This window comes from Halosegnis sp., from assembly GCF_042216475.1.
Lineage (GTDB): Archaea > Halobacteriota > Halobacteria > Halobacteriales > Haloarculaceae > Halosegnis.
The window spans coordinates 167,138-192,265 of the sequence record NZ_JBDGTV010000009.1 but is presented as its reverse complement, the minus strand read 5'-3'; the positions used below and the strand labels follow the sequence as shown (position 1 = coordinate 192,265).

Below are 25,128 nucleotides of genomic sequence, written 5' to 3'. Positions count from 1 at the left end.
CAGGACGCTCCCGAGCGAGGGTCGAACCCCGCCCTGCCGACCTGGGGAGAGCCAGTCCTGAAACCGACCGGCACCGGGCCGGGTTCCCTTTGTGTAGGGAAGCCGCGCCGTTCACGGCGCGGAGGATGTCACAATGTGCGCTCGTCGCGCACGGCCTCCCGAGTAATCTCGCCGACGTCGTCGATACCCGCCAGTCCCATCGTCAGGTCGAACTGCGAGATAGTGTTGCGAAGCACGTTCTCGACGCCGGACTGCCCGGAATGGGCGAGCCCGTAGGCGAACGGCCGGCCGAGCATCACCGTGTCGGCACCGAGTGCAAGCGCCTTGAACACATGTTCGCCGCGGCGAATTCCGGAATCGAAGAAGATGGTTGTGTCGTCGCCTACCTCCTCGGCAATCTCCGGGAGTGCCTCGATAGCTGTGATGGAGCCGTCCACCTGTCGGCCGCCGTGGGTTGACACCTGGATACCATCAGCGCCCGCCTCCACCGCACGACGGGCATCCTCGGGGTGGAGCACGCCCTTGACAATAACCGGCAGGTCGGTGCGCTCGCGGACGAATGCGAGGTCGTCCCAGGTAAGTGAGGCGTCGCCAAAGATCGACAGGAAGTGGTCGACTGCCGCCTCGGGATTCTCCTCCGGCGGCTCGTCAAGTTGCGCGCGGAAGGCGGGATCGGAGAAGTAGTTCCCCATCCCCTCGCCCTCGAGGAACGGGTAGTAGCCCTTCTCAAGGAGCCGCTCGCGCCAGCCGAGCGTTGGCGCGTCGACAGTGACGACAATTGCCTCGTAGCCGGCGTCCTCTGCCCGATCGAGGAACGACTCCGCGACGGCGTCGTCTGACGACCAGTAGTACTGGAACCACTTCGGCGTGTCACCCAGCGCCTCGGCCACATCTTCCATCGACCGCGAAGAGAGCGACGACAGCACGAACGGTACATCGAGTTCGCGACACGCCCGGGCCGTCGCCACTTCCCCTTCCTCGTCGAGCATGCCCTGGACGCCCAGCGGCGTTATCATCAGCGGGTACTCGTGGGTTTGGCCAAACACCTCGGTCGTGAGGTCACGATCGGCGACACCCCGGAGCATCCGCGGGACGATGCGCCACCGCGAGAAGTCCTTGTTGCGCTCGAACGTCTCCTCCGTGCCGGCACCGCCGTGGACGTACGCCTCCGCCTGCCACGACATCCGCTCTGCAGCCTCCGCACGGAGCTCGTCGAACGACACCGGGAAATCCGGCGATTCGTCCTCGAACATTCCGCGTCGGTAGACGTCGCGAATGTGCTTGACGCCAAACTGCTCCGCGTGGACATCCCGTTCGCCTTCAGGCTCACTCATGAGCGCCCATCGGGGTCGGCGGGTAATGGCTCTGACCCCCGCGGCGAAACGGTCCACTCGCTGAGCAACTGCTCAAAGGGGGTCTAACCGGCCGCGCGGCACCGCTCAGGGGCGCGGTATCCTGGCTTGCACGCAGCGACAATCAGCACCATTATGCCCATCCCACGGACGTCAGAGGAACGTCCCTCGGTAGATGCGGAGAGCGTGTGACTCTCCGACGGCCTCACCGGGCGGGCGGTCGCCCGCCGTATAGCCTTTTCGCGGTGTCGGACGGCCGTCCGTCCCGCGTCCGACGTCAGTATTCCGTTCCCTTGCGCGCCCGAATGCCCGCATCGATAGGATGCTTCACCTTCCGAACGTTTGTGACGAGGTCAGCGTGGTCAGTGAGATAGGCTGGTTCTGCATGTGCGCCTGTCAGAACGAGCTCGAGGTCAGCGGGCTTCGACTCGACGAGCTCGACGACATCAGTGGGCGCAACGAGTTCCCGATCGGCGGCGTACAGCAGCTCGTCGATGACGAGCATGTGGACGCCCTCGTCGGCGGGCGTATCAAGCGGAAACGGGCTCGTCAGGTCTGCATCCTGGCAGGCAGCGACGAGTTCCTGTGCCCGCTCGAAGCCCGCGGTCGCCTCGGCGGCGTGGTCGCGGTCGTCGCTGCCGTCGTTGAGCGCGTGCCAGCCGTAGTGGCCGAGGTTCTCGTATGAAAGGCCCGGCAGCGCCGCGATAGCGTTGTACTCGCCTCGTTCGTCCTCAACGCTGTCGGCACCGCCCTTCATTAACTGGCAGATATGAACGCGGTAGCCATGACCGGCCGCCCGCATCGCCATCCCGAGGGCGGCGGTGGTCTTTCCTTTGCCATCTCCCCACCAAGCCTGTGTCAGTCCGAACTCCTCGGGCGCGCTCGCCTCGATGGGCCGCGCCTCCGGCGTCTGCCCTTTGCCCGGCGTCGTTGGTTCGTCGTCGGTCATACGCGGCGTTGCGGCCGGCCGGGCAAAGCGGTGTCGTCCTCAGGGCTCAAACGTCTCCGCGCGCGCCTCCGTCGTCAGTCCATGGGCCGCGGCCGCGACGGAGTCAGGTGGCGTCTCGCAATCGTAGCGGGAATCGAGGCTCCCCGCGACTGCCTCCCGAACACAGGCCCGGGCGGCCGCGCCGACCTCGGTGCCGCTGCCCGCGAACCGAACGCGTGGCTCATCGGTGGCGCCGCCGACAACAGCCGCGTCTGACGTCGTGCCAGGGACGCCAACTCTGTCGAGTAGCGTCGCAGCCTTCGCCTCCGTAACAACGGCGAGCAGCGAGGCGAGCGCGCCGTCCGGTAGCGACCGCGCGACGCCGACCAGCACATTCACAGTCCCTTGTTCGGGTTGGCCCGCCTCGGGGAGCGGCCCGCCTGCGGGATCCATTGGGAGTGCTGCGGGGTTGGAGACGCCGGCCGTCGCCACCGCAGTCACTGGACCGAGTCGCGCGCCGACCGCGTGGGCCTGCTCAACGCCGGTGAGCAGGGTCCGACCTGGTTCCGTGAATCCCGCCGCTTCCCGCCGCTCGGCGGCGTATCTCGCCAGATCAGTTCGGTCGAACCCGTCCGAGACCGTCGTGTTGTACGCCGCTCGCCCGTCTGTGTAGCCGCCGGGTGTTCCCGAAGAGAGCCACCGGGTCGTCGGGCCGCGGAGCCGGCAGACACCGGCGCGCCGTTCAGTCCGGTACATCTATATCGAGCGCAGCGAGCAGCCGCTCGTTATCCACTCGGTCTCGTACCGCCACGCGAACGTGGCTGTCTAGCCCGCGGAACGTCGTCGCATCTCGAAGGACGACACCCCGTTCGCGGGCTGCGTTTAGGAGGGCAGCCGGATCTTCACCGACGTCAACGAGCAGGAACGGAGCGTCACTGTTGTGCACCTGGAATCGCCGGCTGAGCCGCTCATCAAGAAACGCCCGCTCGCGGGCGACCCGCTCGCGGGTGGTCGCGACGAACGCCTCGTCGCGCATACAGACGCGTCCGACGCGGGCGGCCGGCCAGCCGAGCGACCACGTGGGCCGTGCCGTCGCCAGACGGTCATAGAGGTCCGTGTCGGCGGCCGTGACTGCGAACCCAGCGCGGAGACCAGGGTAGCCGAACAGCTTGGTCAGTGACCGTGCGACGACCACACCCGGCTCGCCCGCAAGCGACGGCTCGCCAGTGAAGCCGAGGAACGCTTCGTCGACGAGTAGCGTTGTCTCTGCCGCTCGGCACCGGCGGGCGAACGCCCGGAGCGCGTCGGCATTGTACGCCTCACCGGTGGGATTGTTTGGGTTACAGACGATTGCGAGTGCGTGGGGCGCCGGGTCAGCTGCCAGCATCTCGTCGTGGGAAACGAACACCGGGTCGCCTCCCTGGAGTTCGACTTCGCGGGCGTACTCCGCAAAACTCGGCTTCGGGACGAGGGCTGACTCACCTGCTTCGACGCTCACGGCCACGGCAAGCCGTATCGCTGCCAGCCCCCCCGCCATCGGTACCACCTCGTCGGCGCGACAGTTGACGTACTCAGCGGCAGCCGCGCGGAACTCTGGATAGCTCTCAGGGGGGTACGAACGCGATTCGTCGAGCGCCGCGTCGTAGGCTGCCTGCGCGCCGTCGGGGACTTGCGTATTGATGTTCGCCGAGAAGTCGAGCACATCCGGGTCGTCGCTGGAGCCGTGAGGCACCCGCTCCGTTGCGCGGACGGCCTCGCGGTTCACACTAGCGCCTCCGCGACGGCTGCGTCCGTCTCGTAGTTCACGTTCACTGCCGCGCGGGCATCCCATGTCTGCTCGACCCGCTCACCATCGCCGTCCCCGACGACATTGAGTCCTGTCGGCGAGAGCCGGCGACCGTCCCAGTCGCGGGTACGCTCGGCGGAGACACCGAGCCGGTCTTTCAGTCGGGTCGGCACGCAGATGGTGACGTTGCGACCGTCGTGGGCTGTGACCGCCCGGTCGACGAGTGTGGGCGCGAGCAGCGGGAGGTCTGCAACCACCGTCAGCGCCGGCCGACCGACAACTGACAACCCCCGGTCGAGGTCCGCGACGTACCCGTCCCCGGTACCGTCGACGACTGACCGGCCTCGCTCCGCGAGGTGTGTGCGGGTATTCGGGGTATCCGGCGACGCAACGGCGTGGACTGTCTCGACGGCCGAGCCGTCGAGCGCGGCGAGCACTCGCTCGATCATCGGCTCGCCGCCCACCTCGTACAGCGGCTTCTCGACGGCGGCACCGAGACGTGTCCCTCTGCCGCCACACATCACGAGTGCGTCCATGCCCGGGCCGTCGCCCCGGACGGCCGTGGCTCTTTCGGGGGCCGCCAAACAGAGAGGCTGTCAGGTTCGGTTGACACACCTCACCGGCGGGCCTGAGCCAACCACTCGGTCGCGAAATCGACGAGCGCGGGTTGGTCGAAAAGTGTCGCATCGGCCGCCCCGACAGTACCGGTCGTCACCGACTCCGGATGCGTCTCCGCGAACGCTCGGGAGCAGTCTGCGAAGTCGGAGTCGTCCATATCGAGCAGGTCGTAGGTGACGTACTCGCGCTCGCCATCGACGAGCACAGGCGCGCCGTTCGGCTCGTAGGCGTGGCTGATGTCGGCACGGTGCTCCGCAAGGTGGAGCGAGGTGTTCCGGCCGAGGTCGCAGCCGAGCATTAGCACCGCACCGTCGCGCTCGTAGACAGCCGCGAGCGGTGACCCCTCGCCGAGCGCAGCCGCGAAATTGTGACCAGCGACGATCGGTTCGGCGGCGGCCCCGAGTGCCGCGAACGAGTAGTGTGGATGGGCGCTCCGGACTGCCTCGTCGTAGTCGCGCAGACACTCTGGTATCGCCCCCATACCACGGGTCGGCGTCGCATCCGGTCGGTAGGGTGGTGTCTCGGCGCGAACGGTCTCGTACCACGACTCTGGTATCGGCGGATTCTCCCAGTCGCTCGGATCCGTCAGGTCCGTCGAATGGGTAGGGACGACGAGAGTGCCCTTCCCGCCGACAGCCATACGCAGCCCCTCGACGGCACCCTGCGGGCCGCCGGGCACCCAACCGAGCGCCGACAGCGATGAATGGACGAGCAGCGTCTCGCCGGGATTGACACCGAGATCAGCGAGATCCGCCGCGATGCGAGCCGGTGTCACCGGCTCGTCGACCCTGTCGACCGGGCGGTCGTCGGTCATCACGACCACCTCGCACTGCGCCGACCATCGGGGCGACTCATGGCAGCATCGCGCGCAACTGATCACGCGAGAACAGCGTCGTCGGTTCGTCCATGTGGACGCCGATTTCCCCCGAGAAGACCCACAGACCAAGCCGCTGGAGCGGTGTCGGCAGCGAGTACCCTGCGCGGACGAGCGCGCCGAGCCGCTGGTCTGTCCGGAGTGCGTCCCGCCAGGCGTCCTCGTATCGCCCCAGCGTTTCGGGTCGAGACGGCACCACCGTCCGGGCGGCGTGATCGGCCGCGCGCATCCCATAGAGGATGCCGCCGCCGGTGAACGGCTTCGTCTGGCCGGCGGCGTCACCCACGAGCAGCGACCGGCGGCCGGTGACGCGTGGCGGTGGACCGACGGGGATAAGTCCCGAGCACCGTCGGTCAATGTCCGCGTTGTAGCCGTCGACCAGCTGGTCGAATCGGCCGTTCGGGTCGTCGCCGGGCGCGACTGCGAGCCCGTACTCGACACCTGCATCGCCACGGGGGATGCGCCACGCGAAGAAGCTGGGGATGGTGAGATGGACATCGACGAAATCCTCGTCGTCGGGCGTCGGGTCGAAGCCAAGTACACCGTGGAGGAATTCGTCGGGGTCAGGGAGGCTACACTCGTCGCGGACCCGCGAGCGGGGGCCGTCGGCACCAACCACAAGTCGCGTGTCGAACCGCTCGTGGCCATCTGGGCCGCGAGCGGTGACAGTCACCGAGTCGTGACCCTCGTCGACGCTGGTGACAGTGTGGCCGTCGCGAACGTCAGCACCCGCGTCGGCCGCCGCTGCGGCCAGTGTCCGGTCGAGGCCAACCCTGTCGACGGCGTTCGAGACGGGGCCGTCGCGGTAGAATGGATAGGCTCGCGAGCCAGGGCCGCCGACATGGAACCGCGCACCGCGAATCTCGTTTTGAAACAGTGCCGGACGGGCGTCGTCGGGAACGTACTCCCACACGTCCAGCGAGACGTGACCCGAGCAGGCGAGTGGCTTCCCCACCTCCCCCTGTTCGAGGACGAGTACGTCGTGGCCCCGCCCGGCAGCCGAGCGGGCGAATCGCGAGCCGGCGGGACCTGCCCCGACGACGACGAAATCGCGCATACTCGACGCTGCGCCGGGACGAATAAGTGCTTTTCAGTCGCCCGTGAGGAGGCCGACCGGCGGCACATTGGGGAGGTCATCAGGCGGACGGAGTTGCTGCCACTCGGTCGCGGTGGCGTCCCCACGGTAGAGTCCGCGGTTCGACACTGCGAGAAACCCGTCGCCGTCGCGGCGGACCACCGACCGGTAGACGCCCTCGCCGGCCGGAAGCTCGTCGACCTGCTCCCAGCCGTCGCCAGCGTTCCGGTAGACACTCGAGACCCCACGGCGGTGGGCGTGGGTCGCGGAGCGGGCGGCCGACAACACGCGCAAATCGGGGTCGCCCCCGACAGCGACGCTCCAACAGTACTGCTCGTCCAACCCTGACTGCGGGTACCGCCATGTCTCGCCACCGTCTGTCGACTCGGCGTAGCCATCACCCGCAGCACAGTAGAGCCGGCCCGTCTTGGGGTGGACGGCGAGTTCGTGGGTGTCGCGGCGCGCCCCGGCGACGCGGTCCTCCCACGTCGCGCCCGCATCGTCCGTGCGGACGAGCGCGCCCGCCTCGACGGCGACATACCACCGTCCTGGTCGGGTCGGGTCTGGGGCGAGCCACCGAACGTGGTGGGTGTCGGGCCGCGGCGGGAACGACCACTCGTCGCTTGAGGGGAGGTCGGTCAGCCCCGGCCGCTCCGTCCACTCGCGGCCGTCCGACGAGCGGTAGACAGCGCTCGGCTCTGTCCCGAGCCACCACTCGCCAGTCCGGTCGTCGAACGCCAATGCGGTGACGTGCCCAGTGAAACGCTGCTCGTCGCTCTCGAGCGTGTACGCGCCCTCGACAGTGCCGACGAGCGTCGTTCCACCGCCCCGGGCGAGACAGGTCACCTCGGCTGGCGGAACCAGCGTCCCGTCGTCAGCGACCAGCCGGTCTGGAAAAGCGGCAAGCACCGGTCAGTCGCCGCCGAGCAGCCGCCGGAGCACGAGCAGCGCGACAACGCCTACGGCGACAGCCGCGAGCGCACGGAGCCCCTCCTCGTCGTCGGACAGTTCGGGCAGGTCAACCTCCTCTTCTTCCTCGTCTCCACGGTCGGCGGCCGTTCGAGTCTCCGTCGCTGCGTCGGGCGTCTCGACGTCCGGCTCCGTGTTGGCCTCGACGGCCTCTACCTCGACCTCCGTCGGTCCATCATCAGTTTCGGCCTTCGACTGATCGGTCGCCGTTACCTCAACCTCTGCAGACTCGTCTTCCGTCTCGTCGGGGTCCGTCTCCTCCTCGCCACCGGCTGGCTCGTCGCTCTCTTCCGCCTCGGCTGTGTCGGCTTCCGCCGTGTCCTCGTCTTCAGCGTCTGGCTCGGCTTCCGCCTCGGCTGCCTGCTCGTCGGCCCGCTCGGGGAGCCACCAGACAACTTCGTTCCCCTCTGTGGTCCGCTCCAGGAGCCCATCGTCGACGAGCCGCTGGAGGCGAGTCCGTGTCGTCCCGCGGGTCACCGGAAGGTGGCCGGCCACTTCCGTCGTCGTCATCCGTGGCTGCTCGTTCGAGCGCAGTACCTCCAGTATTGTCTCGTCGTCGACCGTGGCGGACATACTTGGAGGGTCGTCGCGCTTGGCCTTAAGCCCCCCAGACGCCGGGCCACCAGCCGCGGATCGATCGACCGCCCGACCGGTCAACAATCGGGTCGATTAGTCGTCCGCTGCGGGCGCCTCCGCGGCGTCCTGCTTTTGCTGGTGGCGCTCGCTGTCGGCCCGCGGGCCCTCGAGATCTACGGCCGGCAGCAGATCCCGTAGATACCGACCGGTGTGTGACGCCTCGGTGCGGGCGACCGCCTCGGGGGTCCCCTCGGCGACCAACTGACCGCCGTGCTCGCCTCCCTCCGGCCCGAGGTCGATGATGTGGTCAGCGTTCTTCACCAGATCGAGTTCGTGTTCCACGACGACGACAGTATTACCCTTGTCGGTCAGCCGCTGAAGCACCTCAATGAGCTTCCGCTCGTCGTGAGAGTGGAGGCCGGTCGTCGGTTCGTCAAGCAGGTACAGCGTCTCGCCGCCATCCTGTTTACCGAGCTCCTCGGCGAGCTTCACGCGCTGAGCCTCACCGCCCGAGAGGGTCGTCGACGGCTGGCCGAGTCGCATGTAGCCGAGCCCGACATCCTTCAGCAGTTGAAGTCGCCGGCGCAGCCCAGAGTGGGACTCGAAGAACTCGTAAGCCTCGTCGACCTCCATGTCGAGCACATCCGAGATTGTCCCGCCCTTGTACGTCACGTCGAGCGTCTCGTCATTGTAGCGTGCACCGTCACAATCCTCACAAGGGACATACACGTCCGACAGGAAGTTCATGTCTATCTTGACGGTCCCCTGGCCGCCGCAGGCCTCACACCGGCCGCCTTTCACATTGAATGAAAAGCGGCCTTTTGCGTAGCCACGCTGTTTTGCGAGCTTCGTCTCAGCGAACAGCTCGCGGACATAATCGAAGACCCCGGTATACGTCGCCGGATTCGAGCGGGGTGTCCGGCCGATGGGCGACTGGTCGATGAGTCGCACCCCCTCAATCTGGTCGACGCCCTCGATGGCGTCGTGTTCACCGGGATTAACATCGGTGTCGTTCATCCGCTTGCGCAGCCCCTTGTAGAGTATCTCGTGGAGCAGCGTCGACTTGCCAGAGCCGGAGACGCCGGTGACAGCGGTGAAGGCGCCGAGCGGAATCGACACGTCGAGGTCGGCAAGGTTGTGCTGGCGGGCACCTCGAACGGTGAGGTGACCGTCGGGCTCGCGCCGCTCCTCGGGCACTGGGATGGCCTTCCGGCCGGCGAGGTAATCGCCCGTCACGGAGTCGTCGGCGTCCATCACCGTCTCGACGCCGCCGTGAGCGACAATCTCACCGCCCCGCTTCCCTGGCCCGGGCCCCATGTCGATGACGTTGTCTGCCCGCCACATCGTCTCCTCATCGTGTTCGACGACGAGCAGGGTGTTGCCCAAGTCACGCAGACCCTCCAGGGTGTCGAGCAATTTGTCGTTGTCCCGCTGGTGGAGACCGATGGACGGCTCATCGAGCACGTACAGCACACCGACGAGCCCGGAGCCGACCTGCGTCGCCAGTCGGATGCGCTGGCTCTCGCCGCCCGACAGCGTCGATGCCTCGCGATCCAGTGTCAGGTACTCCAGTCCGACCTCCTCCATGAAGCCGAGTCGGGCGCGTATCTCCTTGCAGATCTCCTCGGCGATGGTGCGCTCCCGCTCAGAGAGGTTTGCCTCAAGCCCCTCGAAGTGGCTCAGTGCATCGCCGATGGACATCCGGTTGACCTCGGTGATGGGTGTGTCCGCCACTAGGACAGCCCGCGACTCCGGTCGGAGGCGGGTCCCGTCGCAGGCGGGACACGCCGTCGTCGCCATGTAATTCTCGATGTGGTCGCGAGTACTCTCGGAGTCTGTCTCGACGTAGCGGCGGTCGAGATTCGGGATCACACCCTCGAACCGCTTTGTCTTCCGGCGGGTCCCGTTCTTCGTCTGCCGGCGGAATACCACCTCCTCGTCGGTGCCGTAGAGGAACGCCTCCTGTACCTCCTCGTCAAGCTCGGCGAAGGTGGTGTCGACGCTTACGCCAAAATGCTCGGCGACGGCGTCGAGCCGCGTCCGGTAGTACGACCGCGAGTACGACCACGGCTCGAACACGTCTCGGAGTGGCTTCGACGGGTCGGTGACAACGAGGGCCTCATCAACCTCTTTCGTCTCGCCGATACCCTCACACTCCGGGCAGGCGCCGTGCGGTGAGTTGAACGAAAACGAGCGAGTCTCTATCTCCGGCAGATCAATGCCACAGTGGGTGCAGGCGAGTTCCTCCGAGAAGGTGACGACCAGCCGGTCGTCGCTCTCGCCGGCTAGGTCGCCGGTCGAGCGGGTCTCGGTGCCGCCGATATCAACGTCTGCAGGCGGGTCTGGCAGGATAAGCTTCAGCGCGCCGTCAGCCTCCGCCAGCGCCGTCTCGACGGAATCGGTGATGCGCGAGCGGTCCTCCGCGCGCACCGCCACGCGGTCGACGACGACATCGACCGTGTGGTTGTAGTTCTCGTCAAGATCAGGTCGCTCGGTCGCGAGGTCGTACTCCTCGCTGTCCACCTCGACACGGGCGTACCCCTCGCTTGCTAGGTCGTCGAACAGGTCCTCGAAGGCTCCCTTCTGGTCGCGGACGACTGGCGCAGCAATCTTCACTCGGGTCCCTTCGGGCAGGGCGAGCACCCGTGAGACCATGTTCTGTGCCGACTGTTCGCCCACTTCGCGGCCACACTCCGGACAGTGGGGCGTGCCGACCCGCGCGTACAACAAGCGGAGGTAATCGTGGAGCTCGGTGACTGTCCCGACAGTCGAGCGAGGGTTGTTCGCGGCGTTCTTCTGGTCGATAGAGATGGCGGGTGAGAGCCCTTCGACGTTTTCCACCTGCGGTTTGTCCATCTGGCCGAGGAAGTTGCGCGCGTAGGCAGACAGCGACTCGATGTAGCGACGCTGGCCCTCAGCGTATATGGTCTCGAAGGCGAGCGAGGATTTGCCCGATCCCGACAGCCCGGTGACAACGGTGAACTCCTCGCGGGGGACACGGACGTCGATGTCCTCGAGGTTGTGCTCCTCGGCCCCGCGGACCTCGATGTAGTCCTTGCTCATCTGTGCGGACGCACGGGCGCGCGTGTGGAAACCCTGTCGGTCACGCGGTCCCGACGTGCCCCGTACCTCTAAGCACACCCGCTGCCTTTCTGTCCGTATGACTGACGAGCCTGACTTCGAACTGGCCGAACACGCGTGGGCGCTCGCCGAGGCGGCTGATGCCGAGGTGGAGTCCGTCACCGTCGATCAGCTGGCGGCCGAGCGCGATGATCCGGACACCGTCGTGCTGGACGTCCGGGATGTCCGCGAGCGGTGGATAGAGGGGGCGATTCCCGGCGACCGCCACGCCCCCCGTGGAATGGTGGAGTTCTGGGCCGACCCAGACACCGACTACTACAAGGACTTCTTCCATCCCGACCGGCGGTACGTCTGCTACTGCAATGAGGGAGGACGGTCGGCGCTGGTCGCCAAGCGGCTCCGCGAGATGGGCTTCGAAGATGTCGCCCACCTGTCTGGTGGGTTCACGGCATGGCAGGCGGCCGACGAGGAGACGGTCGCTGTCGAGCAGCGCGACTACGGCGACTAACGGCCCCAGAACGTATTCCGTAGGGCGAGTCGTCGCCGTCGTGACCACTGCTGCTCGTAGGCCATCCCGGGCGTTGACCTGACGGCCGCCGAATACACCGTCGTCCAATCTCTCGTGCGCAACCGCTGCCGGGCGACCGATCCCGACGGCGGGGTGGTGCTCCGGAACAGACGGCCGCTGTCCCGGCCGCGCAGAAAGTTTCCATTCACTGGGAACGGTGCTGATCTATCGCCGTTACAGCTCGTACACGGCTCTGTTACCGTCGCAGTCCGGACACGCCACCCGCGTGCAGTCGAGGTTGCGACCACAGCGGCGACACTCACAGTGTCGCTCTTGACGGCCGACGACCCTCTACAGTCGCTTACGGAGGCTCATTGCGACCTCATCTTCCGGTCAGAAATCGTCGGGGGCAAGCAAAAGGGCTCCGGCAACCACTTCGAACCGGACGTGTGTGCAGTTCGGCGGACGGCGGCCCGCTCAGACGTCCTCTGGAAGCCAGCCGCCGTCGACCTCGACGTTCTCGCCGGAGACGTACTCGGCGGCGTCCGAACAGAAGAATAACGCTGGCGCGAGCAGGTCATCGAAGCGCGCCCACCGACCGCGAGGGGCGTCCTCAGGGAACTCATCGGAACTCTCAACGACGTACGGGGAGACGGCGTTCACGGTGATGCCGTCCGCCTGTGTGTCGGCCGCGAGCATCCGTGTGAACATCAGTACACCCGCCTTGGCGACAAAGTACGGGAAGTTCTTCGGCGCGACGAGTCCCCGCTCGGCAGAGGCGTATCCCACATTGACGATGCGACCCCATCCCTGCTCACGCATCGGTCCGAGCGCGCGCCGCGAGCAAAGCACTGTCCCCTCGTAGTTGGTTGCCGTGACCGACCGCCACCGTTTCCAGTCGATATCCTCCCAGTGACGCGGCGCGAAGTCGCCGACGTTGTTGAATAGGACGTCGACGCTCCCCAGCTCGGCCTCGACAGCGTCGAAGGCGGTGTCTACGGCGGCCGGATCGGTGATGTCCGCGCCGACGGCAGTCGCGGCGACGCCCTGATCGCGCACCTCGGCCGCGGTCGCGTGGGCTGCTTCCTCACTCGTGTTGTAGTGGACCGCCACGTCCGCGCCACAGTCAGCCAGCCCAAGTGCGAACGCGCGGCCGAGACCGGTCGCTGCGCCGGTGACGAGCGCAACGCGCCCCGAGAGGTCGGGTGAAAGCTCCATGTCCGACGGAGATGCGCCGCCGCTATAGGCGTGCCGACGGCCCCCTCGTTTATTCGTGTCGGCATCCATTCGGGGGTATGCGACGCCGCGCGACGCTTCGGGCGCTTGGGGGGGTGGCAGCGCTGGCGCTCGGCGGGACGGCGGCGACTGGGCAGAGCCGCGCCAGCGGCCAGACGCTCGCCCCCAGCGGCCAGCTCGTGCTCCCAGGACTCAAAGAGGTCGTCGTCGCTGGCGAAACGGCTTACGCCGCCGTCTCGGATGGCTTCGCCGTCGTCGACGTTTCGGAACCAGCGGCGCCGACTCTTCGCGCCGAGAATCGGGCTATCCTCTCAGAGCATCCTGATGGGCCGCTGTCAGATATCTACGACGTGGCCGTCGACGGCGACCGGTTGGCTGTCGTCGGCCCAGCCCACGGAGGTGCGAGCCTGCAGGCAGCCGTTGTCTACGATGTGAGCGACCCGGCCGCCCCCGAGCGGGTTGCCGTCCACGAGACTGACTTCTTCAACCACAACTGCGACATCGCCGACGGGACTGTCTACCTCTGTGGCAACGACGGCGAGCGGAACCCGCTGGTGACCGTCGACGCGGCCACCGGCGAGCGGCTCGGCTCGTGGTCGGTCGTCTCCGTGGAGCCTGGCTGGCAGGACGCCCCGACTGGTGTCTGGCCGCTCCACGACGTCACCGTCCAGAATGGTGTCGCTTACCTCGCACAGTGGGACGCCGGGACGTGGATGGTCGACGTGAACGACCCAGCCGTGCCGGAGCTCCGTGGGCGGGTACGCGGCCAGCCGGTCGGCGACTACGTCGACATGTCGAGCGAAGAGAGCAGCATTGCACGGGTGCAGGTACCCGGTAACGACCACTTCGCCGCACCCAACGACGACGGCTCACTCGTCTGTATCGGCGCCGAAGCGTGGGACGTCGGCACTGAAGAGCAAGCGGCCACGCCCGGCGGTCTCCACCTCTACGACGTGACCGATCCCGCCGACCCACAGGCGCTTGCGACCATCGCCGCCCCCGAGACGGCTGACGAGGGGTTCGACGGCACTTGGACGAGCGCACACAACTTCGAAATCGATGGCGATACCCTCGTCTCCTCGTGGTACCAAGGGGGGGTCCGCAGCTACGACATCTCCGATCCGACTCGGCCGATACTCACGGGCGCCTACCGCGACGCCGACGCGACGAGCTTCTGGACTGCACAGCATGCCGGCGACGGGCGTTTCCTTGCCGCGAGCCGGGGAGACCCCGGTGATAGCGGTGCCGATGTCGACAGCGACCGCGCGGCGCTGTACACGTTCGGCCTTCCCGAGGAGACAACGCCGGCAACGGAGACGGCCACGCCCACACCGACGCCAACGCCCGACCCGACGGAGACGGCCACGCCCACACCGACGCCGACAGCCGGCGAGCCGACGCCGACCCGGAGCGACGGCCAACCGGGGTTTGGCCTGCTTGCAGCACTCTCGGCGCTCGCCGTCGGCGCGTGGCGCCGGCGCGAGTGAACTACCCTACCTTCCTTGCTCACGGCTGACGCCGTTCGCTCCTTGAGGAAAGAGAATTAGCGCCTGTGGCCAGTCACAGCGCCTGTTCCAGCTTCGTAGCAACTGCCCGCGCCCGTTCGGCCAGCGGCTCCGGGACGCGCCCGGCCGCGACGGCCGCATCGAGTTCGTCATCGTCGACCCGCTGGACCGTCCCGTCAGGGCCCTTTACCACGTCGACGTGGAGGTCAACGTACCGCACCGCGTCAGGGAACACCTCGACGGGCGTACAGACATTGACGTAGGTCCCCCGGCGGCTCCCATCGCCCCCCCGATAGACCGTTGCGTACCACCATCGCCCCTCGACGAACTTGGTAACGGCGACGTCGCCCGCCCGCCGCTCGACACCCAGCGCGTCGTACTCACCGCCGGGACTCATCTCTCGCTCGAGCCGGAGTTCCCCATCTGCGAGGCCGGTCACTTCGCCGCGACCGAGCGTCACCAGCCGCCCGTCTGGCTTTCCGTGCTCGATAGCGACCTGTTCGCCCTCGTGGGGGCCGAACTGTCGGGTCGCGGCTCCGAAGGGGAACTCGTCGTCGGCGTCGAACTCCGCGACGGCCTCCGCGAAATCGACGCCTGCGCTTGCCGCCTTTGTCGCGGCCTTCAGCCGGTGGTGGCCGGGCATCGTCGTGGCCACTGCGCGACGCCGCTCGTCGAGCGCGAACCGTCCCTCCCGGCCGAACCAGATGTGTGCCGTCGCTAACGGTGCCGCCAGCCGCCCGGGCGCTGGTCCAAAATCCTCGGTCTCGGCTGCAGCGTCGACAAGCTGTGCGCGCTCGACCGCGTCAGCCAGCGCGTCGGCCAGCGCATCCATCGACGCCGACTCCTCGTCGCGACCCCACTGTGGGCGCCACCCCTCGGGCACGTCGACAGGCAGGAGGTCGACGAGGCGGGCGGCCTGTCCGCCCGTTCTGGTCGCGCCGGTCTCACCGCCGGTGACCAAGCGGACGAGTTCGCCCGAGATAGCGAGATCAGTCGCCAGACGCGGCCGCCGGTCCGACCACGGTGGCTCGGGGCGCCGCACCTGTACGCGGTAGCTGTCCCCCTCAGCCACGTGGTCGTCGGTCGCATCGTACGGAAGGAATCCCTCCCTGTCGCCGAGCGCGACGACAGCCCCGGAGCCGAGCGTCTCCGTCACTCGTCCGCGGAAAATGGCGTCTCGCGGCGCTACGTCGTCCCATGCCAGCGTATCCACGCTCACGCCTGTCAGCTGGTCGCGCACCCGACCGACGGCCGCCCGCGATCCGACGAGAGTCACCCCCTGTCGATCGTCGGTCGTCTCCACGCGAACGTCCGCCGGCGCGACGGGGAACTCAGCGTTAAACCGCTCGCGGATGGGCGGTGACGCCTGCACGATGTCGTCGAGGAGTGCAGTGAGCGCGGTGGCGTAGACGCCCCTGACACGGACGCTATCGCCGCTCATAGCGCGTCGGCCTCGGCCGCAAAGCGTGTGCGTCCGTGTCGGCCGGCGAGCGTAAGTTCCACCACTGACTCGGAGAGCACTCGACCGTCCTCGACGCGCACGCCCCACGTCTCGAAGCGGAGCCACCCGTCAAGGTCGGCCGCATGTGTGTACAGGTCTATGTAATCGACAGTGTGTTCGGCAACGCCCCCGCTGGCGTGCGCGAGGTCCATATCCGAGTAGACGGTCTCGCGGCCCGCGAAGAACGCCTCGAGATTGGCGGCGGCCTCGTCGACATGCTCGGCGACGGCCTCCGACGCCCGCTGGAGATCGTCTATGTCGAGGCCGACCTCGCGGAGTGCAGCCTGCTCCCGCTGGTCGAAGTGCATGGGCGTGATTCGACGCCAGCCCTCAAAAGCGACGCGACGGCGACGGCGCATGGTTTTACCACCCTCGGCTGTCACCGGCGGATATGGACCAACAGGACCCGGTTGAGGCGGGCGCAGACGGGTCGCGTGACCTCTATGACATCTCCCAGTGGGAACCGCGGACGGCACTCGATCGGCTCGCCGTTCGCGTCTACCGCGTCGGTATCCGGGCGGCACGCGCCACGGTCGTCTTGGTCGCGGCCGCGATACTGCTGGTGCAGTTCCTGCTCGGCGGTATCGGCGCCACGTTCGCACAGGACCCGTACGCCATCGGGCTGGTTGCGTTGTCGGTTGTGCCGGCGCTTGCGCTCGTCGCATACGTCTACCTCGCGGACGTGACGACCGGCGAGCCGCTGGAACTGCTGGTGGGCGCGTTCGTGCTTGGCGTGCTGTTCGCCGGCTTCGCGGCCATTCTCAACTCGGTGCTCTCGGCGGTACAGGTCGTCCCGCTCGTCGGGCCACTCCTGTTTTTCTATCTCGTCGTTGGCCCCGTCGAGGAGTCAGTGAAGTTGCTCGCCGTCCGGCTCTACCCGTATCGTGACGACCGCTTCGACGCCGTCGTCGACGGGGCTGTGTACGGGGCCGCCGCGGGACTCGGCTTCGCCACCATCGAGAACGCGCTGTACATCACTCGGCAGTTGGAGGCGACGGGCGCGACGAACGAACTGATAACTGCGGTCGGGGTCGGTGGCACGGCCGTCGCCGTGCTCGGCCAGACCGGCTCCGGTATCATCGGCGCCGGCGGCAACATCACCGCAGTACGGGCGCTTGCCGGCCCCGGCCATGTCATCTACTCGGCATTCGCAGGGTATTATCTCGGGCTGGCGAAGTTCAACCCCGAGGACGCCGGCCCAATCGTGGTGAAAGGGCTGCTCATCGCGGCGTTCATCCACGGCACCTACAACGTCACCGTTGGCATTACGCCCGCGGTAGTGGGCGTCTTCTTCCCTGCAGTGCCGCCACTCGCGCTGTTCTTCGGCTTCGTGCTCATTTACGATGGACTGTTCGGTGCCTTGCTCGTCCGGAAACTCTCGCGGTACCGAGCCGCGTACAACGCTGTCGAAGCGGACAACCCTGACGCGGCTGATATCCGTCCGGAGCGCACCGAGTTTGAGGACTGACTAGACCGACGGCGGCAATTTTATATCTGCCCGTAGTTGTAGATTAATAACTAGGAACAGATCGATGATCGAACTCACCCTCGACATGGAGCAGTACGACTGTCCGTTCATCGATACGACCGCCGAGTACGACGTGACGTTCTCGGCGATCCACTGGACGTTCGACGAGACGGAACGATCGCTCGCGACTCGAATGTTCGTCGAGGGGGCAGACCCGGGAGCGCTCGACAATGGCCTCTCTGCGCTGACCGACCACGAGCATATGCACGAGGCGACGCTGCTATCCAGACAACAGGAGGTCGCGCACGTCCGGACGACAATTCACGAGACGGCAGCGATGGCGACCATCCGGCGCAATGACGGCTACATTACTGGCCCCTTCTACATCGAAGACGGGAGCGAGCAGTGGCGGGTTGGGTTCGACCGCGCGTCGACCGCCGACGGGACGCTCTCGTCGCTGGAGGCGGACAATGACTTTTCTGTCCTTGAGCGGTCGGAGATGTCGCTCGCGGATATGGAGGGCTTCGTCAGCAATGTCGGTGCGGCGATGACGCTCGTCGACGGCTGTCGTGACCTCTCGGAGACGGAACGCGAGACGTTGGAGGCGGCCGTCGACGAGGGCTACTTCGAGTCGCCGCGCGACGCGACACTTAGCGATCTCGCAGAGCAGTTCGATGTCTCCAAGTCCGCCGTCTCCAAGACGCTCCGGCGCGGTGAGGACAAACTGCTCGGCAGTGCCGTTGACGCGCTCGAAGATATCGACGACTGACACATCGTCCCTCGTTCACATATTAACGTGGCAGTTCTTGCGACTGGCCCCGTAGATTTGAGCGTGTCATGGTGCGAGACAATCTCACACGACGGCGGATGCTCGCGAGCGTCGGCGCGGCCGGTATCGCTGGACTGGCCGGCTGCTCGGGGGGCAGCGGCGGGGACAGTGGCGAGACCGAGGGTGACGCTCAGACAGCTACCGAGGGGACGAGCACGTCGATGAGCGCCGAGGCCTCAGGGACAGTGACGGTGGGCGTCCTCCAGCCGGTGTCGGGCGACCTGAAGTACTACGGCCAGCAGTCGCTGTGGGGGTTCTATCAGGGACTCAATTACAAGAGCGACGAGACGTTCACGCCTCCGGCCGAGACGGGGCAACACACGGCGACGGTCGGCGACGTTGACTACGAACTGCTGGTTCGCGACACCCAGCTGAGCGCGGACAATGCCCAGACGCTCGCCACCGATCTCGTAAGCAGCGAGAACGTCGACGTACTGGCCGGGTGTACTTCCTCGGCGTCGGCCACCCGGGTCATCAATACGGTGGCGAAACAGTCGGGCGTACCGACCCTCATCGGTCCGGCAGCCTCCGCAGACATCACGAGTAATAGCGATACCTGCGCGACGAACGTCTTCCGCGCCTCGGAGAACACGGCGATGGACGCTCGCTCTGGCGGCCGGTACGTCGCCAACAATTCCGACGTCTCGAAGGTGTACCTGTTCGGCGCGGACTACTCGTTCGGCCGGGCTGTCGTCAACAACTACCGGACCGTTCTCGAGGCGAATGGCGTCGAAATCGTCGGTGAAAAGTTCGTCCCCCGTGGCTACTCCGAGTGGGAAGGCCTACTCGACAACGCTGAGAGTGCAGGGGCTGAGGGAATCGTCGCCGGCTTCACCGTCGCGACGCTCCCCTCGCTGTTCACGACGTTCCTCAATGGTGACTACTCGTACCGTGTGTTCGGCGGCTTCGCCACACAGATCACGACCGGCATCGTCGGACAAACTCTCCAGAAGGTGCTCGGCGAGGATCTCACCAGAGAGAAACTGGCAAACGCGCGGCTCGGTCCCTTCACCAGTCGCTACCATTGGAACCAGTACGACAACGAGATTAACGACGCGTTCGTCCAGAGCTACACCGACGCATACGGCATCGTTCCGGACCTGTTCTCCTCTGGGACGTTCACGGCATCGTCGGCGCTCGTGCAGGCCGTCGAGGCGTCCGGCTCCACCGCGGGTGCCGACATCAGTGCCGAACTCCGGGGGATGGTTGTCGCCGACACTCCGAAGGGGGCCGACGGCTACGCGTTCCAAGAGTACAACAACCAGGCCCGCTCGCAGATGACCATCGCGGAGATGGTACCCAACGACGAGGAGAACTGGAATGCGGCCATCAAGCCGAGCGAACCGGTCGCGACCGTCGCTGCCGAGCAGACGACCATCCCGGCGGACAGCTCGGAGATGGGCTGTAATCTCTGATGCTCGAGACCGCCGGCCTCACGAAGCGGTTCGGCGGACTGACGGCCGTCGATTCGGTGGACTTCGCGCTTGCCGACGACGAGCTCTGTTCGCTCATCGGCCCCAACGGCGCCGGCAAGACGACGTTCTTCGACCTCCTGACCGGCGCGCTCGAGCCAACCGCTGGTACTGTTCGGCTTGCCGGTGAGGACGTCACCAGCCTATCGCCGGATGCGACGGCCCGGCGCGGTCTCCACCGCTCGTATCAGGTGACTAATGTCTTCCCAACGAGCACAGTCCTGGAGAACGTCCGAATTGCCGCGCAGGCACACGGTGATGACTCCTTCCGGCTGTGGCGCAACGTCGGTGCTTTCGAGGGCTACTACGAGGAAGCCCATCGCATCCTCACACGGGTTGGACTAGCCGGTCGTGCTGACCAGCCCGCAGAGAGCCTCAGTCACGGTGAGAAGCGCCAACTCGAGGTGGCCATCGCGCTCGCGGGTGACCCCGATGTACTCCTGCTCGACGAGCCGAATGCTGGCGTCTCCAGCGAGAGTGTTGGCGACATCATCGACCTCATCGAAGACGTGGCACGCGACCACGCCGTCCTGCTCGTCGAACACAACATGGATATCGTGATGAACGTCTCTGATCGCATCGTCGTGCTTAACCGAGGCAGCGTCATCGCCGACGGCCCCCCTGCAGACGTACGCGGTGACCCCGCAGTCCAGGAGGCGTATCTCGGCGGCTACGAACCGGGCGAACTCGCCGACGCTGAGGACGATGTCGACCCCGGGGAGGAGCCGGCGTGAGCGATCCGCTGCCGCTGCTCTCCGTTGAGGATATCCACACCTACTACGGAGAGAGTCACATCCTCGAGGGGGTGTCGCTGTCGGTCGACCGCGGGGAAGTGGTCGCGCTCATCGGGCGCAACGGTGTCGGCAAGACGACGACACTCCGGAGCGTTCTCGGGCTGACCGCTCCTCGCGAGGGGACGGTGCGCTTCGATGGCGTGGACATCACTGGTCGGCCGACAAACGAGATTGCGCGTCGAGGCGTTGGCTGGATTCCCGAGGAACGACGCGTCTTCTCGCAGCTTACCGTCGCCGAGAATATCCGCATCGCGACGCCCACCGACGCAGACACGGCTGCCGCTCTCGAGTTGGCCTATGATACCTTCCCAGCGCTGGCCGAGCGACCGACCGCGAAGGCCGGTGCGCTGTCGGGCGGCCAACAGCAGATGCTCGCAATCGCCCGTGGTCTCGTGGGTGACAATGACCTCCTGCTCGTAGACGAACCATCCGAGGGGCTCGCGCCCCAGATTGTCGCCGACGTGGCGGCAGCACTCGCTGACGTCGCCCGAGAGACGACACTCCTGCTGGTCGAACAGAACCTTCCGCTGGCGATGGATCTTGCGGATCGCTTCTACCTGCTCGACAACGGCCGGGTGGTCGCCGACGGCGAGGCAACGCCGGCTGTGACTGACGACGAGGAGATACGGGGGTACCTCTCGGCATGACTGCCGTCGACCCGATGCCGCTGGTTGCGGTCCTCGACGCACTCGGACAGTTCCTGCGACCGTCGACGCTCGCGGAGGTGTTCGTCAACGGGCTCTCGAAGGCCGCCCTCTACGCGATGATTGCTGGCGGACTGACGCTCATCTTCGGGTTGATGGGCGTACTCAACTTCGCACACGGCTCGCTGACGATGCTCGGTGCCTATCTCGGTGGGTTGGTGCTCGTGCTCGCGGTCGGACAGGCGACTGGGCCGCTCGCGCGAATCGGCGCCTTCTTCGCCGCTGTTGTCGTCGTCTTCGGCGTACTGGCGGCGCTCGGAGGCGTCCTTGAGGCCGGCCTCATCCGTCCGCTGTATGACCGCCCGCCGATCTACCAGATACTGCTCACGTTCGGCGTGACGCTCGTGCTCGACGAACTGGCACGTATCGTTGTCGGCTTCTATGGCCTCCAACCAATCTCTGACTGGCAGGCAGCCTTGGGGACGAAACCCGGCGTACTGTCGGCGAGCTACGACCTCGCGGGCGTGAGTGTCCGAGGACTGGCCGTTTTCGAGATACTCGTTGGCACGGTCACTGTCGCAGCCGTATGGACGTTCCTCACGCGAACCCGCTACGGCCTCGTCGTCCGTGCGGGCAGCGAGGACAGCGAGATGACGGAGGCGCTCGGCATCGACGTTCGCCGGGTCTTCACCACCGTCTTCGCGCTCGGCGCCGGTATCGCCGGTGTCGCCGGTCTGTTGCTCGCGTGGGATCCCGTCTGGGGAGCCTCGGTCCCGCTAGCCTCTGACACACTACTGCCGGCCTTCGTCGTCGTCATTATCGGCGGGCTGGGCACGTTCCGCGGAACCGTGTACGCCGCCCTGCTGGTCGGCCTTGTTGACGCGACGATGACGTGGTGGTTTGTCAACGCTATCGACTTCTCCGGGCTCCCGCAGATGACTATCTTCCTCATCCTTGTGCTCGTGCTCGTGCTAAAGCCACAGGGACTGTTCGGCGTCTCGGAGGTGGGTGGCCATTAGCCCCCCCACATCCGACGCGAAGGAGACAGACGACGAGCCGTCTCACGCCGGCGAGGCGGCCATTGCGTGGCCGCTCCAGTATCTCCGTGAGCACGCCATCCATGCCGCTGTCGTCGCGTTCTTCATCGCATATCCAGGCCTCTATCACCTTGCAGTCACCTCGCCGGCCGCTACGGAAGCGGCGACGCTGCTGCCGCGTGTGGAGACGATGATAGCTATCTTCTACTTCGGACTGTTCGCCGCCAGCTTCGACTTCATCTCGGGGTACACCGGGTACCTCTCCTTCGGCCACGCGACGTTCTACGGCGCCGGCGCGTATCTCGTCGTGTTGGCAGCCAACGGCAAACTGCCGGTCCCGTACGATACGCCGTTCATGCTACTGGTGCTGTTGGCCGGCCTGCTCGCGGTGGTGCTCGCCGTCCTCATCGGTGCCGTCTCGTTCCGGCTGTCGGGCGTCTACTTCGCGATGATTACCCTCGGCTTCTCACAGGTCATCTATGTATTCGCTCGCGACTGGTCGTTCGTCTCTTCATCGCCACGTGACGGCGCAGCGGTAGTTGGACCAGGCGGCGGCGCGCCAATTCCGGTCTTCAATATCGGCATCCCAGGCGTGGACGCGCTGAACCTCGCCATCGGCCAGCTGACGGGCGATACTGTCGAGGGACTGTTCGGCATGCTGTCGTTCTCGGCTGCCGAGGTGTCTTACTATATGGTGGGGTTGGTTGTGCTCGTTGCGTACCTCGCAATGCAGCGTATCATCCACTCGCCGTTTGGGCGAGTAATGATTGCCGTCCGCGAGAACGAGGAACGGGCCCGCGCCGTCGGGTACGATACCTTCTGGTACAAGCTAACCGCGTTCGCGGTGAGTGGCTTTTTCGCCGGCGTCGCAGGCGCGCTGTTCGCCGGCTTCCGACGGTCTGTCGCGCCCGATAACTCGCTCTTTTTCCTCGTGTCTGGCGACGCACTGCTCGCCTCCATCATCGGTGGCTTCGGTACCCTTGCCGGCCCGCTGTACGGCCGGCTGTTCGACGAGACTGTCCGCGAGTTCCTCTCGAAGGAGGGGGCAGGTGGCGGACTGCTCCCGTATCTTCGGGGTACCCTCTCGGAGTCGACGCTCGCAATCGAACTGTTCAACGGACTGACCGTCCGGGAGGCCATCGCGACATTCCTCAATGGCCACGCTGGCCTCTATTTGGGGCTGCTGTTCGTCGCGTTCGTCCTCTTCGTTCCAAGTGGACTATTGGGGTCGCTCCGTGACCGTGTCGGCGACACGCTCGCTGCCGCCGTCGCCAAGCGGCTCCGGTAGACCCGACGGCTTTTGCCGCCGCCCGTGCTACCGCGCGTATGGCGACACAGGAGACGGTTCCGGACGCGTATGACGACTTGCTCGAGCAGTACGAGCGGGCGACCTACATCGGCGACGCCTCACAGGTGCTCTCGTGGGACCAAGAGGTGATGATGCCTGAGGGCGGGACGCCAGCCCGCTCGAAGCAGACCTCCGCGCTGTCGGGGGCCCGCCACGACGTGCTCACGAGCGATGCGTTCGCCGAGGCCCTCGAGACTGCGGAGGCTGCCGACCTCCCCGACCGCGAGCAGGCTGTGGTCCGTGAGATTCGCCGCGAGTACGACCGCGCCGCGAAGGTGCCCAAGTCACTCGTCGAGCGCATCTCCGAGGAGACATCGAACGCACTCCCGATCTGGAAAGAGGCGAAGGCCGACGACGATTGGTCGGCTTTCGCGCCACAGGTGGAGACGCTGCTGGAGCTGAAGCGAGAATACGCCGAGCATATCGACCCCGACGCCGATCCCTACGCGGTACTGTTCGCCGACTACGAGCCGTGGCTCGACCTGTCGGTCGCAGAACGAGTCCTCGAGCGGCTCCGGGATGAACTCGTGCCGCTCATCGACGAACTGAACGACGTCCAGACAGATCTCGCGGACCCGTTCGACGGTACATACCCCGAGGACGACCAGTTCGCGCTCGCGACTTCGACCCTCGAGTATCTCGGCTATCCCGACGAACACGGCCGGCTCGATACCGCCCCTCATCCGTTCTCGACCGGGACGCAGTTCGACGCCCGCGTTACCACCCGTTTCGACGAGTCTGACCCCGTCGGCGCCATGGGCTCGACGATTCACGAGTTCGGCCACGCCACCTACACGCTCGGGCTCCCGAAGGAGGAGTACGGCACCCCGCTCGGCCAGCACCGTGGCCTGTCGGTCCACGAGTCGCAGTCGCGGCTCTGGGAGAACCATGTCGGCCGCTCGCGGCCGTTTATCGAGGGCCACGTCGACCAGGTCAACGACCACCTCGGCAGCTCTGTCTCGGCACAGAACCTCTACGAGGCGGCCAACCGTATCTATCCGAATAACTGCATCCGGGTTGAGGCAGACGAACTCACCTACCACATGCACATTATCCTGCGGTTCGAAATCGAGCGCGCCCTGCTGGCGGGCGAACTCGACGTTGTGGACGTCCCGCAGGTCTGGAACGAAAAGATGGAGGAGTACCTGGGCGTCACACCGGAGACTGACGCCGAGGGATGCCTTCAGGACATCCACTGGGCCCATGGCTCGTTCGGCTACTTCCCCACCTACTCGCTGGGAAGCGTCATGGCCGCCCAGCTGTACGACGCGGCCCGCGCGGATATCGACGACATTGACGCGCGGCTCCGTGCCGGCGAGTTCGAGCCGCTACACGACTGGCTCACCGAGAACGTCCACCGCCACGGGCGCCGCTACAAGACGAACGAACTGGTGCGGCGGGCCACCGGCGACGACTTCACCGCCGACGCCTTCATCGCCTACGCCGACGAGAAGTTCCGGTCGCTGTACGGAATCTGACAGTCTCTTCCGTGTCAGGCCGTACCACACATTTATGCGTCGTCGGGCC

General features: G+C 66.3%; 23 protein-coding genes. 10 read left to right on the top strand and 13 right to left on the bottom strand.

Annotation, left to right across the window (positions count from 1 at the left end):
- Nucleotides 1-128: 128 nt before the first annotated feature.
- The 10 genes from ABEJ63_RS06720 to uvrA all read right to left on the bottom strand — a co-directional run bounded on the left by ABEJ63_RS06720 (nucleotide 129) and on the right by uvrA (nucleotide 11,241).
- Complete coding sequence (locus tag ABEJ63_RS06720) at nucleotides 129-1,334, bottom strand: lactate 2-monooxygenase (protein WP_375795587.1); 1,206 nt, start codon at nucleotides 1,332-1,334, stop codon at nucleotides 129-131.
- 295 nt (nucleotides 1,335-1,629) lie between these two features.
- Complete coding sequence (locus tag ABEJ63_RS06715) at nucleotides 1,630-2,301, bottom strand: cob(I)yrinic acid a,c-diamide adenosyltransferase (RefSeq protein WP_375795586.1); 672 nt, start codon at nucleotides 2,299-2,301, stop codon at nucleotides 1,630-1,632.
- Nucleotides 2,302-2,340: 39 nt separating this feature from the next.
- Nucleotides 2,341-3,036 (bottom strand): adenosylcobinamide amidohydrolase, encoded by a 696-nt coding sequence (locus ABEJ63_RS06710; RefSeq protein ID WP_375795585.1) that lies wholly within the window; start codon nucleotides 3,034-3,036, stop codon nucleotides 2,341-2,343.
- On the bottom strand, nucleotides 3,023-4,045 hold the full coding sequence (locus tag ABEJ63_RS06705) for an aminotransferase class I/II-fold pyridoxal phosphate-dependent enzyme (RefSeq protein WP_375795584.1): 1,023 nt from the start codon (nucleotides 4,043-4,045) through the stop codon (nucleotides 3,023-3,025). Before ABEJ63_RS06705 ends, ABEJ63_RS06710 begins: the two co-directional genes overlap by 14 nt.
- Nucleotides 4,042-4,602, bottom strand: coding sequence for an NTP transferase domain-containing protein (locus ABEJ63_RS06700; RefSeq protein WP_375795583.1), 561 nt, complete (start codon nucleotides 4,600-4,602; stop codon nucleotides 4,042-4,044). The genes ABEJ63_RS06705 and ABEJ63_RS06700 overlap by 4 nt, the downstream gene beginning before the upstream one ends.
- A gap of 80 nt (nucleotides 4,603-4,682) precedes the next feature.
- Nucleotides 4,683-5,498 (bottom strand): aminoglycoside N(3)-acetyltransferase, encoded by an 816-nt coding sequence (locus tag ABEJ63_RS06695; protein WP_375795582.1) that lies wholly within the window; start codon nucleotides 5,496-5,498, stop codon nucleotides 4,683-4,685.
- A gap of 37 nt (nucleotides 5,499-5,535) precedes the next feature.
- Complete coding sequence (locus ABEJ63_RS06690; RefSeq protein ID WP_375795581.1) at nucleotides 5,536-6,615, bottom strand: geranylgeranyl reductase family protein; 1,080 nt, start codon at nucleotides 6,613-6,615, stop codon at nucleotides 5,536-5,538.
- Nucleotides 6,616-6,648: 33 nt separating this feature from the next.
- The gene (locus tag ABEJ63_RS06685; protein WP_375795580.1) at nucleotides 6,649-7,542 is read right to left on the bottom strand and encodes a WD40/YVTN/BNR-like repeat-containing protein; all 894 of its coding nucleotides are present in this window, start codon (nucleotides 7,540-7,542) and stop codon (nucleotides 6,649-6,651) included.
- A 3-nt stretch (nucleotides 7,543-7,545) separates the two neighbouring features.
- The gene (locus ABEJ63_RS06680; RefSeq protein WP_375795579.1) at nucleotides 7,546-8,175 is read right to left on the bottom strand and encodes a winged helix-turn-helix transcriptional regulator; all 630 of its coding nucleotides are present in this window, start codon (nucleotides 8,173-8,175) and stop codon (nucleotides 7,546-7,548) included.
- Nucleotides 8,176-8,271: 96 nt separating this feature from the next.
- Entirely contained in the window at nucleotides 8,272-11,241 is a 2,970-nt protein-coding gene (gene uvrA / locus ABEJ63_RS06675) for an excinuclease ABC subunit UvrA (RefSeq protein WP_375795578.1), read from the bottom strand.
- A gap of 97 nt (nucleotides 11,242-11,338) precedes the next feature.
- On the opposite strand from uvrA, the gene ABEJ63_RS06670 reads away from it, so the two are divergent.
- A complete protein-coding gene (locus tag ABEJ63_RS06670; RefSeq protein WP_375795577.1) occupies nucleotides 11,339-11,767 on the top strand; it encodes a rhodanese-like domain-containing protein in 429 nt (142 codons plus the stop codon).
- Nucleotides 11,768-12,244: 477 nt separating this feature from the next.
- Here the strand turns inward: ABEJ63_RS06670 and ABEJ63_RS06665 are convergent, their stop codons facing one another.
- A complete protein-coding gene (locus ABEJ63_RS06665; RefSeq protein WP_375795576.1) occupies nucleotides 12,245-12,985 on the bottom strand; it encodes an SDR family NAD(P)-dependent oxidoreductase in 741 nt (246 codons plus the stop codon).
- Nucleotides 12,986-13,062: 77 nt separating this feature from the next.
- On the opposite strand from ABEJ63_RS06665, the gene ABEJ63_RS06660 reads away from it, so the two are divergent.
- On the top strand, nucleotides 13,063-14,490 hold the full coding sequence (locus ABEJ63_RS06660) for an LVIVD repeat-containing protein (protein ID WP_375795575.1): 1,428 nt from the start codon (nucleotides 13,063-13,065) through the stop codon (nucleotides 14,488-14,490).
- Between the two features lie 73 nt (nucleotides 14,491-14,563).
- Here ABEJ63_RS06660 and ABEJ63_RS06655 read toward each other — a convergent pair whose 3' ends face one another.
- The gene (locus tag ABEJ63_RS06655; RefSeq protein ID WP_375795574.1) at nucleotides 14,564-15,949 is read right to left on the bottom strand and encodes a DUF402 domain-containing protein; all 1,386 of its coding nucleotides are present in this window, start codon (nucleotides 15,947-15,949) and stop codon (nucleotides 14,564-14,566) included.
- Nucleotides 15,946-16,317: a hypothetical protein gene (locus tag ABEJ63_RS06650; protein WP_375795573.1), complete on the bottom strand. Its 372-nt coding sequence runs from the start codon at nucleotides 16,315-16,317 to the stop codon at nucleotides 15,946-15,948. Before ABEJ63_RS06650 ends, ABEJ63_RS06655 begins: the two co-directional genes overlap by 4 nt.
- An 83-nt stretch (nucleotides 16,318-16,400) precedes the next feature.
- Between ABEJ63_RS06650 and ABEJ63_RS06645 the strand changes: the two genes are divergently transcribed.
- The 8 genes from ABEJ63_RS06645 to ABEJ63_RS06610 all read left to right on the top strand — a co-directional run bounded on the left by ABEJ63_RS06645 (nucleotide 16,401) and on the right by ABEJ63_RS06610 (nucleotide 25,079).
- Complete coding sequence (locus tag ABEJ63_RS06645; protein ID WP_375795572.1) at nucleotides 16,401-17,477, top strand: PrsW family intramembrane metalloprotease; 1,077 nt, start codon at nucleotides 16,401-16,403, stop codon at nucleotides 17,475-17,477.
- 64 nt (nucleotides 17,478-17,541) lie between these two features.
- The gene (locus ABEJ63_RS06640) at nucleotides 17,542-18,246 is read left to right on the top strand and encodes a helix-turn-helix domain-containing protein (RefSeq protein ID WP_375795571.1); all 705 of its coding nucleotides are present in this window, start codon (nucleotides 17,542-17,544) and stop codon (nucleotides 18,244-18,246) included.
- 71 nt (nucleotides 18,247-18,317) lie between these two features.
- Nucleotides 18,318-19,721, top strand: a complete 1,404-nt coding sequence (locus tag ABEJ63_RS06635) for an ABC transporter substrate-binding protein (protein WP_375795620.1) — start codon at nucleotides 18,318-18,320, stop codon at nucleotides 19,719-19,721.
- The gene (locus tag ABEJ63_RS06630) at nucleotides 19,721-20,512 is read left to right on the top strand and encodes an ABC transporter ATP-binding protein (RefSeq protein WP_375795570.1); all 792 of its coding nucleotides are present in this window, start codon (nucleotides 19,721-19,723) and stop codon (nucleotides 20,510-20,512) included. Before ABEJ63_RS06635 ends, ABEJ63_RS06630 begins: the two co-directional genes overlap by 1 nt.
- Before the next feature lie 8 nt (nucleotides 20,513-20,520).
- Nucleotides 20,521-21,219 (top strand): ABC transporter ATP-binding protein, encoded by a 699-nt coding sequence (locus ABEJ63_RS06625; protein ID WP_375795619.1) that lies wholly within the window; start codon nucleotides 20,521-20,523, stop codon nucleotides 21,217-21,219.
- The gene (locus ABEJ63_RS06620) at nucleotides 21,216-22,235 is read left to right on the top strand and encodes a branched-chain amino acid ABC transporter permease (RefSeq protein ID WP_375795569.1); all 1,020 of its coding nucleotides are present in this window, start codon (nucleotides 21,216-21,218) and stop codon (nucleotides 22,233-22,235) included. The genes ABEJ63_RS06625 and ABEJ63_RS06620 overlap by 4 nt, the downstream gene beginning before the upstream one ends.
- On the top strand, nucleotides 22,225-23,541 hold the full coding sequence (locus ABEJ63_RS06615; protein WP_375795568.1) for a branched-chain amino acid ABC transporter permease: 1,317 nt from the start codon (nucleotides 22,225-22,227) through the stop codon (nucleotides 23,539-23,541). The genes ABEJ63_RS06620 and ABEJ63_RS06615 overlap by 11 nt, the downstream gene beginning before the upstream one ends.
- A 38-nt stretch (nucleotides 23,542-23,579) precedes the next feature.
- On the top strand, nucleotides 23,580-25,079 hold the full coding sequence (locus ABEJ63_RS06610; RefSeq protein ID WP_375795567.1) for a carboxypeptidase M32: 1,500 nt from the start codon (nucleotides 23,580-23,582) through the stop codon (nucleotides 25,077-25,079).
- Nucleotides 25,080-25,128 lie beyond the last annotated feature (49 nt).

Coding starts and splice junctions, on each gene's coding strand:
- ABEJ63_RS06720 (WP_375795587.1), bottom strand. CDS start 1,334: ATGAGTGAGCCTGAAGGCGAACGGGATGTCCACGCGGAGCAGTTTGGC.
- ABEJ63_RS06715 (WP_375795586.1), bottom strand. CDS start 2,301: ATGACCGACGACGAACCAACGACGCCGGGCAAAGGGCAGACGCCGGAG.
- ABEJ63_RS06710 (WP_375795585.1), bottom strand. CDS start 3,036: ATGTACCGGACTGAACGGCGCGCCGGTGTCTGCCGGCTCCGCGGCCCG.
- ABEJ63_RS06700 (WP_375795583.1), bottom strand. CDS start 4,602: ATGGACGCACTCGTGATGTGTGGCGGCAGAGGGACACGTCTCGGTGCC.
- ABEJ63_RS06695 (WP_375795582.1), bottom strand. CDS start 5,498: ATGACCGACGACCGCCCGGTCGACAGGGTCGACGAGCCGGTGACACCG.
- ABEJ63_RS06690 (WP_375795581.1), bottom strand. CDS start 6,615: ATGCGCGATTTCGTCGTCGTCGGGGCAGGTCCCGCCGGCTCGCGATTC.
- ABEJ63_RS06680 (WP_375795579.1), bottom strand. CDS start 8,175: ATGTCCGCCACGGTCGACGACGAGACAATACTGGAGGTACTGCGCTCG.
- uvrA (WP_375795578.1), bottom strand. CDS start 11,241: ATGAGCAAGGACTACATCGAGGTCCGCGGGGCCGAGGAGCACAACCTC.
- ABEJ63_RS06670 (WP_375795577.1), top strand. CDS start 11,339: ATGACTGACGAGCCTGACTTCGAACTGGCCGAACACGCGTGGGCGCTC.
- ABEJ63_RS06665 (WP_375795576.1), bottom strand. CDS start 12,985: ATGGAGCTTTCACCCGACCTCTCGGGGCGCGTTGCGCTCGTCACCGGC.
- ABEJ63_RS06660 (WP_375795575.1), top strand. CDS start 13,063: ATGCGACGCCGCGCGACGCTTCGGGCGCTTGGGGGGGTGGCAGCGCTG.
- ABEJ63_RS06655 (WP_375795574.1), bottom strand. CDS start 15,949: ATGAGCGGCGATAGCGTCCGTGTCAGGGGCGTCTACGCCACCGCGCTC.
- ABEJ63_RS06650 (WP_375795573.1), bottom strand. CDS start 16,317: ATGCACTTCGACCAGCGGGAGCAGGCTGCACTCCGCGAGGTCGGCCTC.
- ABEJ63_RS06645 (WP_375795572.1), top strand. CDS start 16,401: ATGGACCAACAGGACCCGGTTGAGGCGGGCGCAGACGGGTCGCGTGAC.
- ABEJ63_RS06640 (WP_375795571.1), top strand. CDS start 17,542: ATGATCGAACTCACCCTCGACATGGAGCAGTACGACTGTCCGTTCATC.
- ABEJ63_RS06630 (WP_375795570.1), top strand. CDS start 19,721: ATGCTCGAGACCGCCGGCCTCACGAAGCGGTTCGGCGGACTGACGGCC.
- ABEJ63_RS06620 (WP_375795569.1), top strand. CDS start 21,216: ATGACTGCCGTCGACCCGATGCCGCTGGTTGCGGTCCTCGACGCACTC.
- ABEJ63_RS06610 (WP_375795567.1), top strand. CDS start 23,580: ATGGCGACACAGGAGACGGTTCCGGACGCGTATGACGACTTGCTCGAG.